The organism is Staphylococcus pseudintermedius (genome assembly GCF_001792775.2).
Taxonomy (GTDB): domain Bacteria; phylum Bacillota; class Bacilli; order Staphylococcales; family Staphylococcaceae; genus Staphylococcus; species Staphylococcus pseudintermedius.
Map to the genome: position 1 here is coordinate 243,652 of NZ_MLGE02000001.1, position 17,973 is coordinate 261,624.

At 37.7% G+C, this 17,973-nt stretch carries 15 protein-coding genes and 1 pseudogene; 8 read left to right on the forward strand and 8 right to left on the reverse strand.

The features are described 5' to 3' along the window. The first annotated feature begins 442 nt into the window (after positions 1 to 442). Positions 443 to 3,124: a fibronectin-binding surface protein SpsL gene (gene spsL, locus BJK46_RS01210; protein WP_112424773.1), complete on the forward strand. Its 2,682-nt coding sequence runs from the start codon at positions 443 to 445 to the stop codon at positions 3,122 to 3,124. A gap of 337 nt (positions 3,125 to 3,461) precedes the next feature. Here spsL and BJK46_RS01215 read toward each other — a convergent pair whose 3' ends face one another. After that, entirely contained in the window at positions 3,462 to 4,886 is a 1,425-nt protein-coding gene (locus BJK46_RS01215) for a cryptochrome/photolyase family protein (protein WP_101485344.1), read from the reverse strand. Between the two features lie 86 nt (positions 4,887 to 4,972). Continuing rightward, positions 4,973 to 5,323, reverse strand: a complete 351-nt coding sequence (locus BJK46_RS01220; RefSeq protein WP_015729806.1) for a helix-turn-helix domain-containing protein — start codon at positions 5,321 to 5,323, stop codon at positions 4,973 to 4,975. Between the two features lie 77 nt (positions 5,324 to 5,400). On the opposite strand from BJK46_RS01220, the gene BJK46_RS01225 reads away from it, so the two are divergent. The 7 genes and pseudogenes from BJK46_RS01225 (at position 5,401) to BJK46_RS01255 (ending at position 10,940) form a co-directional block, all read left to right on the forward strand. Continuing rightward, the gene (locus tag BJK46_RS01225) at positions 5,401 to 6,081 is read left to right on the forward strand and encodes a type 1 glutamine amidotransferase domain-containing protein (protein ID WP_096548362.1); all 681 of its coding nucleotides are present in this window, start codon (positions 5,401 to 5,403) and stop codon (positions 6,079 to 6,081) included. A gap of 24 nt (positions 6,082 to 6,105) precedes the next feature. Continuing rightward, a complete protein-coding gene (locus BJK46_RS01230) occupies positions 6,106 to 6,771 on the forward strand; it encodes an SDR family oxidoreductase (RefSeq protein ID WP_014612707.1) in 666 nt (221 codons plus the stop codon). Between the two features lie 3 nt (positions 6,772 to 6,774). Beyond that, complete coding sequence (locus tag BJK46_RS01235) at positions 6,775 to 7,779, forward strand: NADP-dependent oxidoreductase (protein ID WP_103263681.1); 1,005 nt, start codon at positions 6,775 to 6,777, stop codon at positions 7,777 to 7,779. Between the two features lie 10 nt (positions 7,780 to 7,789). Then, on the forward strand, positions 7,790 to 8,146 hold the full coding sequence (locus BJK46_RS01240) for a DoxX family protein (RefSeq protein WP_014612709.1): 357 nt from the start codon (positions 7,790 to 7,792) through the stop codon (positions 8,144 to 8,146). A 184-nt stretch (positions 8,147 to 8,330) separates the two neighbouring features. Further along, a pseudogene (locus BJK46_RS12355) lies at positions 8,331 to 8,468 on the forward strand (helix-turn-helix domain-containing protein); the annotation flags it as partial. Positions 8,469 to 9,055: 587 nt separating this feature from the next. Next, positions 9,056 to 10,222: an ArgE/DapE family deacylase gene (locus BJK46_RS01250; protein WP_014612712.1), complete on the forward strand. Its 1,167-nt coding sequence runs from the start codon at positions 9,056 to 9,058 to the stop codon at positions 10,220 to 10,222. A 247-nt stretch (positions 10,223 to 10,469) separates the two neighbouring features. Next, a complete protein-coding gene (locus tag BJK46_RS01255; RefSeq protein WP_014612713.1) occupies positions 10,470 to 10,940 on the forward strand; it encodes a peptide-methionine (S)-S-oxide reductase in 471 nt (156 codons plus the stop codon). Positions 10,941 to 11,102: 162 nt separating this feature from the next. Here BJK46_RS01255 and BJK46_RS01260 read toward each other — a convergent pair whose 3' ends face one another. The 6 genes from BJK46_RS01260 to arcA form a co-directional block, all read right to left on the reverse strand. After that, positions 11,103 to 11,837: an NAD-dependent protein deacylase gene (locus BJK46_RS01260; RefSeq protein ID WP_103263682.1), complete on the reverse strand. Its 735-nt coding sequence runs from the start codon at positions 11,835 to 11,837 to the stop codon at positions 11,103 to 11,105. Between the two features lie 502 nt (positions 11,838 to 12,339). Next, entirely contained in the window at positions 12,340 to 13,068 is a 729-nt protein-coding gene (locus BJK46_RS01265; protein WP_096533306.1) for a Crp/Fnr family transcriptional regulator, read from the reverse strand. Positions 13,069 to 13,086: 18 nt separating this feature from the next. Next, positions 13,087 to 14,028, reverse strand: a complete 942-nt coding sequence (arcC, locus tag BJK46_RS01270; RefSeq protein ID WP_100006773.1) for a carbamate kinase — start codon at positions 14,026 to 14,028, stop codon at positions 13,087 to 13,089. A gap of 15 nt (positions 14,029 to 14,043) precedes the next feature. After that, positions 14,044 to 15,474: an arginine-ornithine antiporter gene (gene arcD, locus BJK46_RS01275; RefSeq protein ID WP_014612717.1), complete on the reverse strand. Its 1,431-nt coding sequence runs from the start codon at positions 15,472 to 15,474 to the stop codon at positions 14,044 to 14,046. A 120-nt stretch (positions 15,475 to 15,594) separates the two neighbouring features. Further along, the gene (argF, locus tag BJK46_RS01280) at positions 15,595 to 16,602 is read right to left on the reverse strand and encodes an ornithine carbamoyltransferase (RefSeq protein ID WP_014612718.1); all 1,008 of its coding nucleotides are present in this window, start codon (positions 16,600 to 16,602) and stop codon (positions 15,595 to 15,597) included. 36 nt (positions 16,603 to 16,638) lie between these two features. Then, entirely contained in the window at positions 16,639 to 17,874 is a 1,236-nt protein-coding gene (arcA, locus tag BJK46_RS01285) for an arginine deiminase (protein WP_014612719.1), read from the reverse strand. Positions 17,875 to 17,973 lie beyond the last annotated feature (99 nt).

The window sequence follows — 17,973 nt, forward strand, 5'->3', positions numbered from 1 at the left end:
GATGAAAAAGTTGTTGTGGTTGATATGATTTTGTTATTTGTTTTGGACATCGCTTCTATGATTTAATTTTCAAGGGTAGGAGTAGTTTTGGAGACATAAGTGCTTTCAAAAGATCTGAAATCCAAATTATAGATGTATGTGAGAGGCTAGGAGAAACCCTTGCTATAAAAATGTATATTAAAATTTCATAATTTATTTTAAAAACATATATAAACCGATGCTTTTGTGATTGCTTCCAAAAGTTTCGGTTTTATTTTGTTAAGGCTTATTATTTTTATTACAATATATTTTATTTTTATAAATGAGGTTAAAATAAACCATTTATCTTTCTGAACATTCCGATAAATAGAATTTTCTAATGAGTTTTGAAAAACAAAATAGTAGACAACTAAAGGTTCTCGTATTATATTGTTATGAGTTATTAGAAAGGGAGTTATTAATTGTGTACAAAAATGAAAAAGAAAAGCATTCAATAAGAAAGTTATCTATAGGAGCCGCATCTGTCATTGTTGGGGGACTCATGTATGGTGTTTTGGGAAATGATGAAGCTCAAGCGAATGAAGATGTCACTGAAACAACTGGGAGAAATTCAGTGACAACGCAAGCTTCTGAGCAACATTTGCAAGTGGAAGCAGTACCTCAAGAAGGCAATAATGTAAATGTATCCGCTGTAAAAGTACCTACGAATACGGCAACGCAAGCACAAGAAGATGTTGCAAGTGTATCCGATGTTAAAGCACATGCTGATGATGCATTACAAGCACAAGAAAGTAGTCATACTGATGGTGTTTCTTCAGAATTCAAGCAGGAGACAGCTTATGCGAATCCTCAAACAGCTGAGACAGTTAAACCTAATAGTGAAGCAGCACATCAGTCTGAAGACGAGGATAAGCAAAAACCCGTATCATTTAGCCGCAAAGAAGATGAGACTATGCTTCAGCAACAACAAGTTGAAGCCAAAAATGTTGTGAGTGCGGAGGAAGTGTCTCAAGAAGAAAATACTCAAGTGATGCAATCCCCTCAAGACGTTGAACAACATGTAGGTGGTAAAGATATCTCTAATGAGGTTGTAGTGGATAGGAGTGACATCAAAGGATTTAACAGCGAAACTACTATTCGACCTCATCAGGGACAAGGTGGCAGGTTGAATTATCAATTAAAGTTTCCTAGTAATGTAAAATCAGGCGATCAGTTTACTATAAAATTATCTGACAATATCAATACGCATGGTGTTTCTGTTGAAAGAACCGCACCGAGAATCATGGCTAAAAATACTGAAAGTGCGACGGATGTAATTGCTGAAGGTCTAGTGTTGGAAGATGGTAAAACAATCGTATATACATTTAAAGATTATGTAAATGGCAAGCAAAATTTGACTGCTGAGTTATCAGTGAGCTATTTCGTAAGTCCGGAAAAAGTCTTGACTACTGGGACACAAACTTTCACGACGATGATCGGTAATCATTCAACGCAAGCCAATATTGACGTTTATTATGATAATAGTCATTATGTAGATGGACGTATTTCGCAAGTGAACAAAAAAGAAGCTAAATTTCAACAAATAGCATACATTAACCCTAATGGCTATTTAAATGGCAGGGGGACAATTGCAGTTAATGGTGAAGTGGTCAGTGGTACGACGAAAGACTTAATGCAACCTACAGTGCGTGTATATCAATATAAAGGACAAGGTGTTCCTCCTGAAAGTATTACTATAGACCCTAATATGTGGGAAGAAATCAGCATAAACGATACTATGGTAAGAAAATATGATGGTGGTTATAGCTTGAATCTGGATACTAGCAAGAATCAAAAATATGCCATCTATTATGAAGGGGCATATGATGCGCAAGCTGAAACACTGTTGTATAGAACATATATACAGTCATTAAACAGTTACTATCCGTTCAGTTACCAAAAAATGAACGGTGTGAAGTTTTACGAAAACAGTGCGAGTGGAAGCGGTGAGTTGAAACCGAAACCACCTGAACAACCAAAACCAGAACCTGAAATTCAAGCTGATGTAGTAGATATTATTGAAGATAGCCATGTGATTGATATAGGATGGAATACAGCGTTGGAAGAAGAAAGTGGAGCAAATCAAGGTCCTCAAGAAGAGATCACAGAAAATCACGACATCGAAGTCATTGAGGAAAACAACTTGGTGGAAATGACAGAAGATACAGCAGTTGGAGAAGAAAGTGGAGCAAACCAAGGCCCTCAAGAAGAAATCACGGAAAATCACGACATAGAAGTCATTGAAGAAAACAACTTAGTGGAAATGACAGAAGATACAGCGTTGGAAGAAGAAAGTGGAGCAAATCAAGGTCCTCAAGAAGAGATCACAGAAAACCACGATATCGAAGTCATTGAAGAAAACAACTTGGTGGAAATGACAGAAGATACAGCGTTGGAAGAAGAAAGTGGAGCAAATCAAGGTGCTCAAGAAGAAATCACGGAAAACCACGATATCGAAGTCATTGAGGAAAACAACTTAGTGGAAATGACAGAAGATACAGCAGTTGGAGAAGAAAGTGGAGCAAACCAAGGTCCTCAAGAAGAAATCACGGAAAATCACGACATCGAAGTCATTGAAGAAAACAACTTGGTGGAAATGACAGAAGATACAGCGTTGGAAGAAGAAAGTGGAGCAAATCAAGGTCCTCAAGAAGAGATCACAGAAAACCACAACATCGAAGTCATTGAAGAAAACAACTTGGTGGAAATGACAGAAGATACAGCAGTTGGAGAAGAAAGTGGAGCAAACCCAGGACCTCAAGAAGAAGTAACAGAGAATCAACCTCAGCAAGAAGAAATCATGGAAAACCAAGAAGTTGAAAAGAAAGGCGATAGTAACTTGGTAGAAAGTACAAAAACTCCAAAGGCCGAAGAATCAGTTAGCGTTCAGCCAACTTTAGAAGACAAAAACACAAAGAACCACGTTAGCACAGTAGTAGTGAATACGAAGGTATCTGAAGTTAAAGAAAAGAATCCCCACCATACAAAAGCACTACCAGATACGGGGACAACCTCTCGAAGTCATTCCATGATGATTCCTCTCCTTCTTGTTGCTGGGTCAGTAGTGTTGTTACGTCGAAAGAAAAAGCATAGTAAGGTGAATTAAAGAATAATTTTAAAATCGTAATATGGTGAAAACAGAAATGTAGGAAAGTGGTCAATATATTTGCCATTTCCCTACATTTTTTATTTGAAATATGCTTAAGTCAAACCCATAATTTGTAAATTGATTTGAAATGTTTTTTTACTCTGGTATTTAACAGTACATACAGGGCAATTAACTGTCAGATTGGTAGCTCATCATTACGTGATTTCCATTTTTTGAACTCCATATATAAGGAAATCAAGCTACAAAAAGTGACCGAGGCAAGAATCAGTGCTCAGTAGATACGATACTCAATCCTTTAAAACAAAACAAGATACTTGCGATGATCATTGCCATGTCAAAAATCAATGTTAATGTCATTTTCATGATGATTCCCGTTCTTATAGTTTGTATATTGCTTGAATTGTTGCATCACATAATCTCTACTCTCTTTATGGTTTACGATGGCTTTTGGATAATCTTCCCCAATTTTTATTTGATGATTTTGTTGTATTGCTGTTACATATTGAGAGGGATTGTGAATATACTTAGGCTTTACGTCTTTCAATATTTGTAACTGTTCTTTAATAAAATCACCCATTGCATCAAAACGTTCACTTTGACGTATAGGATTGAACATTCTGAAATAAGGGACGGCATCTGTTCCGGTAGATGCAGACCATTGCCAACCATGTACATTCGAAGCATTATCGTAGTCTATCAAATAGCGTCTAAAATGTGCTTCTCCCCAAGTCCAGTTCATAAATAGATGTTTTGTTAAAAATTGAGACACTATCATACGTAAGCGATTATGCATATACCCTGTACGAAGGAGTTTTTTCATTGCTGCATCGATAATAGGATAACCGGTTTCTCCATTTTTCCAAGCTTCAAAATGAGACTGACGCTCAGACCATTCCATATTCCGATACTTGACAGAAAAAGATTGTGTCGCGGCATCTGGGTACTGTGTCATTAATACATAATAAAATTCACGAAACATGAGTTCTCTGATGAAAGACTCATAACTATTTTCATCACTGTCATATCCTTCAAGTAAATGATTGATGACTTCTCGAATATCGAGTAAACCATAAGCTAAATACCTGCTTAAACCACTGATATTATTTCGAGTGATATCATCTGCTAATTGAGAATAAAGGGTAATCTCATGATTCAAAAAATGATTCCAGGATTGACGTGCATAGGCTTCTTCATCTGTGTGTTTGTCAAATTTTAAATCACTTTGGTTCATTCCTTTGGCAGCATATTGTGCTAATTGCTTCAGTTGCGTGCTTTTTTGAGGTGTATGAGCTAGATGTTGGCGATTGGCTTTATAAAAGTATGTAAATATTTGATAAGGTTGGTGTTGCTGGTTAAAAGTCTTTGATGGCTGAAAGTAGTGATTGACACGTTGACCAATGACCGAAATGTGATGCTTTTCAAACCGTTTTTTCATATGAGGATAGTCATAACTTGCTCTGTGATAACTCATAATGTCTTTGGCCATCAATACGTGAGAGAGTGATAACGCATTCGCTAATGTATCCAAATTTTTATAATCAACAATATAAGGGTGTATATTGTGTTTAATGAGGGTACTTACAAACCCTTTTACGACATGATGATAATCCTCGCGTTTTACTGTAGCCGCATCACTCAAATCTTCTATAGGTAATATCAAATATAGTTGCTTTATTTCGTCTTGATGTGTAATGACATAATCAAGAAGAGGGTTATGATTGATTCTACAAACCCTGTTTAGTATGACGCCTAAGTGCATATGATGACCTCCCTGTGCTTTTTAACTAGAAGCACTAATGTTAATGTGAATTTTTATGTCTTTTAAGGTTTTTAGAGATATAGATGCTATTTTGAATGAGTCTCTTTTTTCAATTCTTGCTCGATTAAGTCAATGTGCGTGCTGATAAGGTTGCGTTGGTGATTTAAAAACTCTAAATGTGCCACTAAAATGGTTTTGACATCTATTTTATTTTGATACAGCATGGAGGTATATTTTTCAATTTCTTTTAAAGGCATATTGAGATGACTCAAGCATTTGATGAATTTAATCATTTCAATATCATCGTTTGTATAGAGGCGCTTATTGTTGGCGTCTCTTTTAATATTTTTTAATATATTTTTCTTTTCATAATAGCGCAGTTTACTTTTCGGTATATCGCAATGAGTTGAAACGTATTCTATATAATATTGATCCATGTAAGCATATCCTTTCAATTAAACTAAGGTTTAACTGTTATTCTACTTTATATAAACACGAATAAGGAGGCATTTCAATGAAAAAGGCATTAATTGTAGTTACAAATATTTCGAAATATCCTGATACAGAGAGAGCTACAGGTGCGTGGTTTTCGGAGGTAACACATTTTGCGAAAGATTTTTATGACGCTGGTTATGAAGTAGATTTGGTTAGTCCTAAAGGCGGCTATGTACCATTAGATCCGGCAAGTCTCAAATCTGAAATGATGACAGCTGAAGATTGGGCATATTATACCGATTTAAATTATATGAATCAGTTTGGTCATTCGCTTTCTCCTGAAGAAGTGAACCCTGATGAATATAGTGCTATTTACTTTGCAGGTGGTCATGGGGTGGTCTGGGATTTAAGAGACAATCCACAATTGAATGAAATTGCTTTGAGTATTTACAACAACAATGGTGTTCTTGCTTCGGTATGCCATGGTGCTGTCGGTCTAATAGATATTAAAGAAAATGGAGAAAATATTGTTAAAGGAAAGGCGGTAACAGGGTTTACAAACAGTGAAGAACAAGCGAATGGCACAACGCCATACATGCCATATTTATTAGAAGATGAGTTGGTGCATGTTGGTGCACAATTCAAAAAAGAAGCTGATTGGCAGTCATATGCAGTGATAGACGGTCGCATTGTAACAGGACAAAATCCGCAATCTGGGCATGCAGTTGCAGAAAATGTGTTGAAATTATTAACAAAATAATCAATGTTAAAGGAGAGAACATTTATGAAATCATTAATTATTGGAGCGAATGGTGGCGTAGGACAACACTTAGTACGTAAGTTGAAAGTACGTCAAATGGACTTTACAGCGGGTGTGAGAAATATGTCGCAAGTGGAAACATTGAAATCTAAAGGTATCGACGCAGTATACATTGATGTAGAGAAACAATCTATCGACGAATTAGCAACCCAATTTAAACAGTTTGATCAAATTCTCTTCTCTGTTGGATCTGGAGGAAGTACAGGCGCGGATATGACAATGATTGTTGATTTAGATGGTGCTATTAAGGCCATTAAAGCGAGTGAACAGGTTGGCAATCAGCACTTCATCATGGTTTCTACTTACGACTCGCGTAGAGAAGCATTTGATGCATCAGGAGATTTAAAACCTTATACAATTGCAAAACATTATGCAGATGTCTATTTAAGACAAACGAATTTAAAATATACTATTGTTCACCCTGGCGCACTAACAAATGAGCCAGAGACGCAAAAGTTTCAAATTAGTGAGCAATTTAAAGGGGTGCAACATCCTACGGTTACGAGAGAAGACGTGGCAGAAGTGCTTGTATCTGTATTAAGTGATAAATCATTGCAAGGTCGCGAATTCCAGATCATTAACGGTGAACTTCCATTAACTGAAGCGATTCAAAAATATTTGGAGGAATAGTCTATGAATAATGAACAAATTGTACTTGCAACCCGCCCCAAAGGAGTCCCACAAGATGATGTGTTTCGTTTTGAAAACGTTGATGTGAAAGCACCTGAAGCGGGGGAAATTCAAATCGAATCTATTTATATTTCAGTGGATCCTTATATGAGAGGTCGAATGAATGACACGAAAAGCTACATTCAACCTTATGCACTAGATGAGCCATTAAAAGGACATATCGTAGGGAAAGTACAACAATCAAACCATGAACAATTTTCAGTGGGAGATTATGTTACAGGTATTTTACCGTGGAGAAGAATTAATACAGTATCTGGAGAATCAGTGACACGACTAGATGTAAGAGATGTGCCACTCTATTTATATTTAAGCGTACTGGGCATGCCAGGAATGACTGCCTACACAGGACTACTTCAAATCGGGAAACCTAAAGCGAATGAGACGGTGGTTGTTTCGGCAGCATCAGGTGCAGTAGGTTCTGTTGTGGGGCAAATCGCTAAAATCAAGGGAGCCAGAGTAGTAGGTATCGCTGGCGGTGAAAAGAAAACAGCATATTTAACAAACGAGCTCGGTTTCGATGCGGCAATCGACTATAAAAGTAGTGATTTCACAACTCAGCTTGAAGCAGCAGTCCCAGACGGTGTGGATGTATACTTTGAAAATGTAGGTGGCGCAGTGTCAGACGAAGTATTCAAACATTTGAATCAATTTGCGAGAGTTCCCGTATGTGGCGCTATTTCCTCGTATAATGCGGATGTAGAAGAACTAGGACCACGTATTCAAGGAACGTTAGTCAAAAACCAAGCATTGATGCAAGGATTTGTTGTTGCACAATTCTCAGATTACTTTAAAGAAGCGCAAGAACAGCTCAGCCAATGGATTACAGAAGGGAAAATCAAAGCTGAATTTACGATAGATGAAGGATTTGATCAAGTCCCTACTGCATTCAGAAAATTATTTACAGGCGAGAACTTTGGAAAACAAATTGTCAAAGTAGCAGAAGAATAGAGGCGATTATATGAAAAGACTAGTCGTAAGTGCACTGTTTAGTATGATATTTTATCTAAGTGGTGTCTCACATTTTAAAAAGGAAGCGATGTTTTTAAAAATCGTACCTTCTTATTTACCATTTAAGCGAGCTATTGTTAAATATTCAGGAATATTAGAATTAATGATTGCTGTGTATGTATTACTAGGAAAAAATAGAAGGGCAGTGAGAAAAATTGTCCAAGGCTTTTTGTGGTTAGTCTTCCCAGCGAATATCTATGCAGCAAGAAAGAGAATGTCATATAAAGATGAATCTAGCAGTGTCATTCAACATGTCATTCGATTACCACTACAATTTGTAGCAATTAAATTAGCAAAGTGGCTTTAGAAGTGCAATGGCTAATTTCTATACGCGTATAGGTTGAAAACACCAATAATTAATTTCAAGTCAATGGGATAACCCGGGAAATGAATGTCGAATACATTTCCTGGGTTGTTTATGGTGCACCTGGAATGGATAACATCTTGATGGTGAAAGTCCGTTACAGGCTTGGTAGTAGGACTGTTAGCGAAAGACAAGGGCGACCATTGCGGACTTATCTATTTTAAAGACTGGAAAAGCAAAGGCCGTGCGCTTCAGTACTTTAGAGTCCATCTGTAAATATTTAGATTGCCAACCCGGCGACATTATCGTTTATGAAGAATCGTAATTTACTCCAAATTCTTAGATAAGTTAACACAAGGGCTCGTGTGTAAGGTAAGTATTCAAAAAAGGAGCTAAATACTTAAAAACGTTGATATGACAGCATTTCTCAAAAGAACTGATAAAAACCCCGCATATTCTTAACGCAAAATTTCGTGTTTTTTGCGTTAAGAGTGATGTGGGGTTTTTTTATTGGAAAGCAAATTAACTGATGAAGTTGTAATGTAAACGATGATATTGCTGACTATGAACTAAGAATAATTGTTTGAGAGCGTGAAATTTTGCCAGTAAACTTTATCGCGGATGAACAAAAAGAAAAATTCATGTTTAAAAATGCTAAAACGTTGTTAGGAAGGTAAAATTATTAATATAGCCAACTCTTTTGTGGCTCATCTTGTATAGAAGAGTTTTTTTAATTTCAAAGGTGAATTAAGAAAGTGACATGAATACATTTAGTTAGATAAGCGCCCCAAATTGTAATTCACCCCCCTTTTTGAGACAATAAGTTTGTATCATAAGCGTTAAGATTGGGAGGACAGTGAACAATATTTTAGACGAATCTACTTAACGCATTTTTGAAAGGATGTGACGGATATGTCAGTTTTAAGTTCAGATGAAAAAATTCAAATTTTACGTGACATCATCGAAATCCAGTCAGTTAACGATTATGAGGTTGAAGTGGCTCAGTATTTAAAAAATTTGTTTGATAAATATCAAATTAATGCTCAAATTTTAAAACTAGAAAATAGTGAGACACGTGCGAACTTAGTAGCAGAAATTGGCTCAGGGCACCCCGTTCTTGGTGTTTCAGGTCATATGGATGTAGTGAATGTAGGAGATATAACAACATGGCAATATGAACCATTTCAGCTAACGGAGGATGAAGATGGCCGATTACATGGTCGTGGCACAGCGGATATGAAAGCAGGTCTCGCAGCACTCGTAATAAGTATGATTGAAATTAAAGAAGCGGGATTATTGAAGAAAGGGACGATTCGTCTATTAGCAACGGCTGGTGAAGAAATTGCCAGTGAAGGGGCAGCGCAATTAAGAGAACAAGGTTATACTGATGATTTGGATGCTTTATTGATTGCAGAACCTTCACAAAATGGTATGTTTTACGCACATAAAGGGTCTATGCATTTCGAATTAACATCCAGAGGTAAATCTGCGCACAGCTCTATGCCAGAGTTAGGGATCAATGCCATTACACCTGTTGTAAACTTTATTTATCATTTGAATGAGGCGTTTCAACACGTCCATGAACGTAATCATATCATAGGCCCGCCAACAATGGCCTCTACGGTTATCCAAGGCGGGGATCAGGTGAACTCTATTCCAGACAAAGCAACAGCCTTATTCAATGTACGGACAGTGACAGAATACAATAGTCAAAGTTTTATGGCGTTATTTCAATCGATTCAAGAACGTGTAAGCGATGATCATCATCGTCTCACACTCCAAGCATATGGGGACCGCTCACCTGTTGTCACTACAGGAGAAAATCGTCTGGTTAACCTTGCGCAAGATATCAGCGAAAAATACTTTGGCGAAAAAGTTAAAAAGATTGCTTCAACGGGGGTTACGGACGCATCGCTTTTATTAAAAGATAAAGATATTCATTTTCCATTTATAACCTTTGGACCTGGTGAAACATCACAAGCCCATCAAGTTGATGAATATGTCCAAAAAGACGTTTATTTAACTTTTATTCAGTTATATCAGGAAATGTTTACAACTTATTTGAATGATGAAAAATAAAGGTTGAAAAAGCGTATACTCAATCGCGCTTCATGTATGTGGGAGCATTAAATAATGGCTTCATTCAGGCGTATTGTGGAGAGGATGACGATTGACAATGCGCCTGATTTTGATATGAGTATTTAATCGATGAGGCGCCTAAACTGTGCATCTTATGTAGTGTGTGATGATTTAATTGAGCGTTAATCTTTCTCATTCAGATTTGATGCTCATTTTTTAATGAATCTTTAGAGAGGAAGTGAAACTGATGGAAACCATTTATCTTGCAGGCGGATGTTTATGGGGCGTACAAGCATTTGTCAAAACCATACCGGGTGTCGTTATGACAGAAGCGGGTCGTGCTAATGGAGACAGTGCGACATTAGATGGGCCGTATGATGGCTACGTTGAATGTGTCAAAACAATATTTGATCCGTCAAAAATTGATGTGACTCGCCTAATAGACGACTTATTTGAAATCATAGATCCGTATAGCCTCAATCAACAAGGTGAAGACTTTGGGCCGAAATACCGTACAGGTATCTATAGCGAGCAGTCTCACCATTTAATTGAAGCCCGACAATATATTCAAAACCGAGCTGATGCCGAATACATTATGGTAGAAGTGGCACCTCTGACAAACTATATTCCAAGTGCGGACGTCCATCAAGATCACCTTGATAAATATCCTAATGATTATTGTCATATTCCAGATGTATTGATGAGAAAATATCGATAGCGTGTTAAATAGTCATTGATACTGTATATTTTAGAAATCACAATGGTTATGGCACATAGGTTTAATGAAAGATCGCCATCACTGAAAATAACACCTATAAAAGTGTTGTGTTTTCAAATCATAATCAATGCGCCATATTCCCCCACAATAAGTACCATAAGGTCATCCGTTTCTTATGAGCTCCTCAACAATAGAGACCATATCATTATGAATAACCAGATTAGCTTGTTGATCATAAGGGGTAGTGTCTTTGTTAATAATGACAAGATGTCCACCTTGAAAATGTGAAATGAGTCCAGCTGCAGGTTGAACGACGAGCGATGAGCCCAACACAATCAATGTATCAGCATGTGTGATTTTCTGAAGTGCGTTGGACATTGTCGTTTGATCCAGCGTTTCGCCATAAAGGACGATATCCGGTCTAATCACATGTCCACATTGTTGGCATTGTATCAGTTGATGTGTCATGACTTCATTTTTCGTGTACTGTTGCTGACAATTCGGACAGTAAAAGCGGTTGAGTGTGCCATGTAATTCATCGACATGTTGGCTTCCTGCATCACTATGAAGGCCATCAATATTTTGCGTGATGACACCTAATGAGTGTTGACGTTGCTCTAATTCGGCAATCCATTTGTGAGCAGGATTCGGCAATCTATCCTCCAAGAGTAAACGTTTGTGACAAAAGCGCATAAAACCAATTGGGTCATCTTCTAAATAATTGGTGCTCAACAAATATTCCGGTGAGTAGCCTTCTTTTGAAATTTCATCAAACAAACCACCCATTGAACGGAAATCCGGGACACCACTTGCGACTGATACACCTGCACCCGTGAAAAATACGATGCGTTCTGAGTGGTCGATGATATGTTTTAATTGATCGATATGATGTGCCATAGTTGAATCACTCCATTTATCAATGTCACTTTCATTTTATCAAAAGTCATATCACAACAAAATAGGCGCGGGGGTGCGAACGATCGTTGTACCGACAATTCAAGGTGAGTAGTGAGACAGTCATATATATTTCAACACAGAAAGAGACCGGGAAATCATGCTATCCCAGCCTCGTCTTCATTTTAGATTAAACAAATGATTGAAAGTAAATATGGATGATGTAGTAAAAATTTTGCTTTTCTCCACTCAGAAACTTATTCTTATCCTACCTATTTGATGAAAGATTGACCATATGGCTGAGACTCCTAGGGGGATCAGACGCAGCCGAAAATTTAATTCGGCACCCACCTAGCGAACCCTTTAATCAAGCCGAATTAAGTTGAGGCAAGTCCCTTGGAAAGCGAAACCATGATGGCCATCATAAAAATATAGTATGCATATCATGAGAACAAGGATACATAATATTGTTAAGTCATTTTTAGTGCGAGTCTCAATCTTAGTTTCAATCATCTTCATGTTGATCAACCAGTACTTTACTAAACAACCAATTTTTCTTGTTTTTGATGAGCAAGTTTTCTGCTTTCAACGCATTGATAATATGTCCGGTTGTTTCGCGTGAAACACTTGCAAGGTCACTCACCATTTGAATCGTTAAAAAAGGCTTGATTTCGTAAAACTCGTCATGATCGTCGCCAATGGTATGACATAAATAAATGAGCACTTTAATCACACGAGATTTGGCATGTTTAGCAGTGAGTGCCATATTGTATTCAGTCAGTTGTTGTTCACTTTCACATAAATATTTAAACAGCTGAATGAACACTTTGTGATGGTTTTTGCATAAATATTCTATCAAATCGATAGGGATGGTCATTACAATACAGTCGGTGAGCGCAGAACAAATCTCATGTGTGACTTTATCTTGAAATAGATTGTGAAGCGGATATAATTGTTGATCTTTGTTAATCACACGATAGAGATCACCATGAATATTGTAATGGTCTCGTACGATATAACCATCGATTAAAAAATAAATATGTGTCAGTTCATCTGATGAATAATATATCACTTGGCCTTTGTTATACTGTCTTACGATAAATTCATTTTTGTAAGGTTGTAAGACAATCGAAGGAATATTAATAAAGGCAGCGAATCGTTCTAAAAATGTGTGAATGTCATTTTGAATTAGGGAGGTATCGATTATTGTGTAATTGTATGACTTTTCCCCCATATAAGCACCACCTTATGACTACTGATAAATTTGTGTGCCGGCTTTTCCTTTAAAGGCTTCGTAGGCTTTGTCTAAGTTTGTAATCACTGCACGACGCCCTTCTCCATTTTCCACAAAATTTATAGCCGCTTCAATTTTAGGGCGCATTGAACCTTCTGCAAAATTACCGTCACGTGCATATTGTTTCAAACTGGCGACATCAATTTGAGTCAGTTGTTTTTGATCAGGTTGATTGAAGTTGAGGTAGACGTTTTCAACATTCGTTAAAATCATCAGTACATCCGCATCAATAAGCTGTGCTAAACGTTCACTTGCGAAGTCTTTATCGATGACGGCTTCCACACCTTCATACGTATCATCTTTTTTGACTACGGGAATTCCACCGCCGCCACAAGCGATAATGATGTTGTTGTTTTCAACTAACGTACTGATCAGTTGATGTTCTAAGATGGATACAGGGAGCGGGGAAGGGACCACTTTACGATAACCTCTTCCAGCATCTTCTTTATAGATGGAATGAGGGTTTTCGTTTTTAACTTTTTCTATTTCTGCTTCAGTATAAAATGGGCCAATCGGTTTTGTTGGATGCGCCATTCTCGGATCATTGATATCCACTTCCACACGTGTAATCACGGTTGCTGCTCTACGGTCGCGATTCACCTCTGCTAATACACGATTCACCTCGGTTTCTATCCAAAAGCCAATCATCCCTTGTGTCATCGCGCCACATGTATCGAGTGGCATCGCAGGGGTTTCAGGACTATCCGCTTTTTGTTGTTGAATAAGAAGGTTACCAATTTGCGGTCCATTACCATGAGAGATAACGATATCGTAGTCGGTCTTAAATAATGGCTTCAGTGTTTGCATCGTCGCACGTATCGCCTTCTTTTGAGCTTCTGAAGATCCATCTGTCGTTTGAATTGCATTGCCACCTAAAGCTATCACAACTTTTTTATGCATAAAAATCACTCCTCATTAAAATACATCGATGGCACCAGTGAGTAGTCTGACGATGCCGATAATCGCTAATAATAAAATAAGCATGAAAAAGATATAATCGATTTGTTTTAAAGGTTTTTGATTGTTTCTTTGTACGATCGTATAAACGACCAGTCCAGGTACATAAAGCAACATGGTTAATAGTAAATAGTCTAATCCAGCTGCATAAACGAGCCAAATTGTATAAATCGATGCGATGATACCAATCAGCCATTGCTTTGTTGTCGCACGCTGTTTCGTTTGAACGGTATACTTCACTTGGTAAAACGCGCTCAATGTATATGGAATTAAAATGGCGCTAGATGCAAGTGAAAACGCAAATTGATACGCACTTTGTGTGAACAGCATACTGATTAGAAAGATTTGAACTAATATATTCGTAATTAATAATGAATGACTCGGTGCTTTATTTTGATTTTCTTTTGCAAACCATTTCGGGAATAGCCCATCTTTTGCGACGATGAACGGTAATTCACCGGCTAACAGTGTCCAACCTAACCATGCACCTAAAACCGAAATAATCAGCCCGATATTCACGAGTACAGCTCCCCAATGTCCGACGATATGTTCTAACACAGCGGCCATAGAAGGATTGGAAAGTGCTGAAATGTGATTTTGTTGGATGACACCTTGTGCTAAGACGGTCATTAAGAAATAGATGACTAATACAGAAACTAATCCGATGACGGTTGCTGAACCGACATCCTTTTTATTTTTAGCGCGTCCAGAAAAGACAACGGCACCTTCAATACCAGTAAAGACCCAAACCGTTACGAGCATAGTACTTTTAACTTGAGAGAGTGTATCTCCCCAACTAAATCCTTGTGATGGGTGACTTGTCATTCCTAACAGTCCTGTTTTAAACGTATCAAAATTAAAGGCAACAATCATACATACAATGACAAGTAAAATAGGGATTAACTTAGCAATCGTTACGATACTGTTGATGAGTGCAGCAGTTTCGACGCCTTTTAAAATGAGGTAATGCACACCCCACAATAATAAGGACGCGATAATAATAGAAGGAAGGGTGTTGCCGCCTTCAAAGGTTGGGAAAAAGTTGCCGACTGCAGACATGAGTAAAGTCGCATAGGCCACATTACCTAAAAACGCCGCAAACCAGTAGCCCCAAGCACTCGAAAAGCCGATAAAGTCACCAAAACCTGCTTGGGCATAGCTGTAAATCCCACCGTCTAAATCTTGTCGCTCATTCGTTAAGTTTTGAAAGACAAAGGCAAGTGAAATCATACCGACTGCAGTAATGAGCCAACCTAAAATAATCGCTAATCCGCCAGCGTGACTGCCCATATCTGAAATGATGTTGAATGCACCGCCACCAATCATTGAGCCAATGACTAAACCAATTAAGGAGGTTTTATTTAATTTATTTTCTTCTGTTCCGCCCATATGTCATGTCTCCTTTAGATAGAATCAAAAGTCCAGTTTTAATATTATTTTAAATGATTTTAATATTATTTCATTGTAATAAGTATGTCTGGACTTTTGAATTATATCAAATCTATTGAACTATCCTAATGTTGCGGCCATTACAGCTTTGATTGTATGCATGCGGTTTTCTGCTTGATCAAAGACTTTGGAATGAGGACTTCTAAAGATTTCATCAGTCACTTCCATTTCAGTCAGCCCGTGTTCTTCTTTAATTTTTTGACCATAGACCGTTTCCGTATCGTGGAATGCAGGTAAACAATGTAAGAAAATCGTATCGTCTTTACCTGTTTTATCGAATAATGCGCGATTCACTTGATAATCTTTTAATAATTGAATACGTGATTCAAATTCACTTTCTTCACCCATAGACACCCAAACGTCTGTATAAATGACATCTGCGCCTTTAACACCTTCATCAATATTGTCAGTAATTTTAATTGAACCGCCATCTTGTTTAGCGCGACGTTCAGCGATATCAATATAGTCTTGCGCAGGGAATAAAGATTTTGGTGTACAAATCGTCACGTCGACGCCTAACATCGGACCTGCCACAAGAAGTGAATTAGCGACATTGTTGCGGCCATCGCCAATATATGTGAGTTGAATACCCTCTAAATGTCCAAAGTTTTCTTTAATGGTCATATAGTCGGCTAACATTTGAGTCGGATGCCAAGCGTCAGTGAGTCCGTTCCATACAGGGACACCAGAATATTTTGCTAATGCTTCTACAGTCGCTTGTGAAAAGCCACGGAACTCAATGCCATCAAACATACGGCCTAACACTTTAGCAGTATCTTCTACAGATTCTTTTTTACCTAATTGAATGTCGTTTTTACCTAAAAATTCAGGGTGTGCCCCTAAATCAATAGAAGCAACGGTAAAAGCGGCGCGTGTCCGTGTCGATGTTTTTTCGAATAATAAAGCAATATTTTTACCTTCTAAATAGCGGTGAGGGATTCCTTGTTGTTTGTAGGATTTTAATGTCATCGCAAAGTCTATTAAGTCTGAGAATTCTTTTTTCGTAAAGTCGTCTTCTTTTAATAAATGTCTGCCTTTTAAATTTAATGGTTTTTGAATGTCTGTCATTTTGAAAATCCTTTCTATAATAAGATGATAAAATATTTAAATGTCTTCTCTGTATAAAGGTTGACTCATACATCTTGGGCCACCACGACCGCGCACTAATTCACTACCAGTAATTTCGATTACTTTGACACCATGTTCTCTTAATAGTTGGTTGGAAACGTAATTGCGGTCATACGTCACAACAACACCAGGACGAATCGTCAATGTATTTGAACCATCATTCCATTGCTCGCGTGCACCGTCAATCGCATCGCCGTTACCTGTCGGGATGAATTGGATATTGTCGACATGTAACGCATCTTCAAGTGTTTGCTTTAATTGACTTGAATGTGAAATTCGAATATCTTGCTTTGTCTCATCTTTTTCAATCGTAAAGATGTTCATTTGATTTTCTTCTTTAAAAATAGCGGCATGCATCGTGAATTTGTCGTAATCAATCATCGTAAATACCGTATCTAAATGCATGAAACTACGACTGTTTGGAATTTCAATCGCCAACACTTTCGTAAATGTTGATTGGTCATCGAATAAAATTTGACGGGCTAACCGTTCAATCGCTTGTGCTGACGTCCGTTCTGAAATACCAATGGCCAACACTTCTTTTGAAAGAATTAACTCATCGCCGCCTTCAATGTTGAATGGACAATTTCGGTCTAACCAAACCGGAACATCCGCGTCTTTAAAGCGAGGGTGATGTGCGAGAATGTACGTCATGAAAATTGATTCTCTGCGACGTGCGCGCCAATACATGCGGTTAATCGTCATGCCTCGGCCGATAGAAGCTTGAGGATCTCTTGTGAAATACAGATTCGGCATAGGGTCTAAATAAAATGGATATCTGTCGTCCATATATTCCACTAAGTGATTCATTTCGAGCTGAATTTCCTCTTTACGCACGCCGGCCATAATTTTATCGACGAGTTCTTGGTCGCTTAAATTTTTAAAAAGTGCTTTAATCTCTTTTTCGTGACCGAGCACCGTTTTTTGAGATTCTGCTAAAATATCATCAATAAATTGTTCGCGTACAGCCTTGTCAGCAATTGCCTCAGCGGCTAATTGTTCGAGATAGACGACTTCGACACCTTCATCTCTTAATACTTGTGCAAATTTGTCGTGTTCTTCTTGGGCCACTTTTAAATAAGGAATATCATCAAACAGTAATCCGCTTAGATGATCGGGCACAAGATTTTCTAATTCTTTGCCAGGTCGCTTCAGTAAAACCGTTTTTAATGTCCCGATTTCACTATTGACTTGAATAGGATTCTTTTCCATTGTTGCGCCTCCTTTGTTTTAATACACCCAAAGTATAAAGCGCTTTCTTTATATGTGTTGTGAATTTTTTCTCAATAATAATGTCTAATACTTCATATA

Bases quoted from the DNA above. Each gene is read 5' to 3' on its own strand.
- BJK46_RS01220 (WP_015729806.1), bottom strand. From the start codon at position 5,323: ATGGATCAATATTATATAGAATACGTTTCAACTCATTGCGATATACCG.
- BJK46_RS01225 (WP_096548362.1), top strand. From the start codon at position 5,401: ATGAAAAAGGCATTAATTGTAGTTACAAATATTTCGAAATATCCTGAT.
- arcD (WP_014612717.1), bottom strand. From the start codon at position 15,474: ATGGGCGGAACAGAAGAAAATAAATTAAATAAAACCTCCTTAATTGGT.
- BJK46_RS01235 (WP_103263681.1), top strand. From the start codon at position 6,775: ATGAATAATGAACAAATTGTACTTGCAACCCGCCCCAAAGGAGTCCCA.
- BJK46_RS01265 (WP_096533306.1), bottom strand. From the start codon at position 13,068: ATGGGGGAAAAGTCATACAATTACACAATAATCGATACCTCCCTAATT.
- BJK46_RS01260 (WP_103263682.1), bottom strand. From the start codon at position 11,837: ATGGCACATCATATCGATCAATTAAAACATATCATCGACCACTCAGAA.
- BJK46_RS01230 (WP_014612707.1), top strand. From the start codon at position 6,106: ATGAAATCATTAATTATTGGAGCGAATGGTGGCGTAGGACAACACTTA.
- BJK46_RS01215 (WP_101485344.1), bottom strand. From the start codon at position 4,886: ATGCACTTAGGCGTCATACTAAACAGGGTTTGTAGAATCAATCATAAC.
- argF (WP_014612718.1), bottom strand. From the start codon at position 16,602: ATGACAGACATTCAAAAACCATTAAATTTAAAAGGCAGACATTTATTA.
- BJK46_RS01240 (WP_014612709.1), top strand. From the start codon at position 7,790: ATGAAAAGACTAGTCGTAAGTGCACTGTTTAGTATGATATTTTATCTA.
- arcA (WP_014612719.1), bottom strand. From the start codon at position 17,874: ATGGAAAAGAATCCTATTCAAGTCAATAGTGAAATCGGGACATTAAAA.
- arcC (WP_100006773.1), bottom strand. From the start codon at position 14,028: ATGCATAAAAAAGTTGTGATAGCTTTAGGTGGCAATGCAATTCAAACG.
- BJK46_RS01255 (WP_014612713.1), top strand. From the start codon at position 10,470: ATGGAAACCATTTATCTTGCAGGCGGATGTTTATGGGGCGTACAAGCA.
- BJK46_RS01250 (WP_014612712.1), top strand. From the start codon at position 9,056: ATGTCAGTTTTAAGTTCAGATGAAAAAATTCAAATTTTACGTGACATC.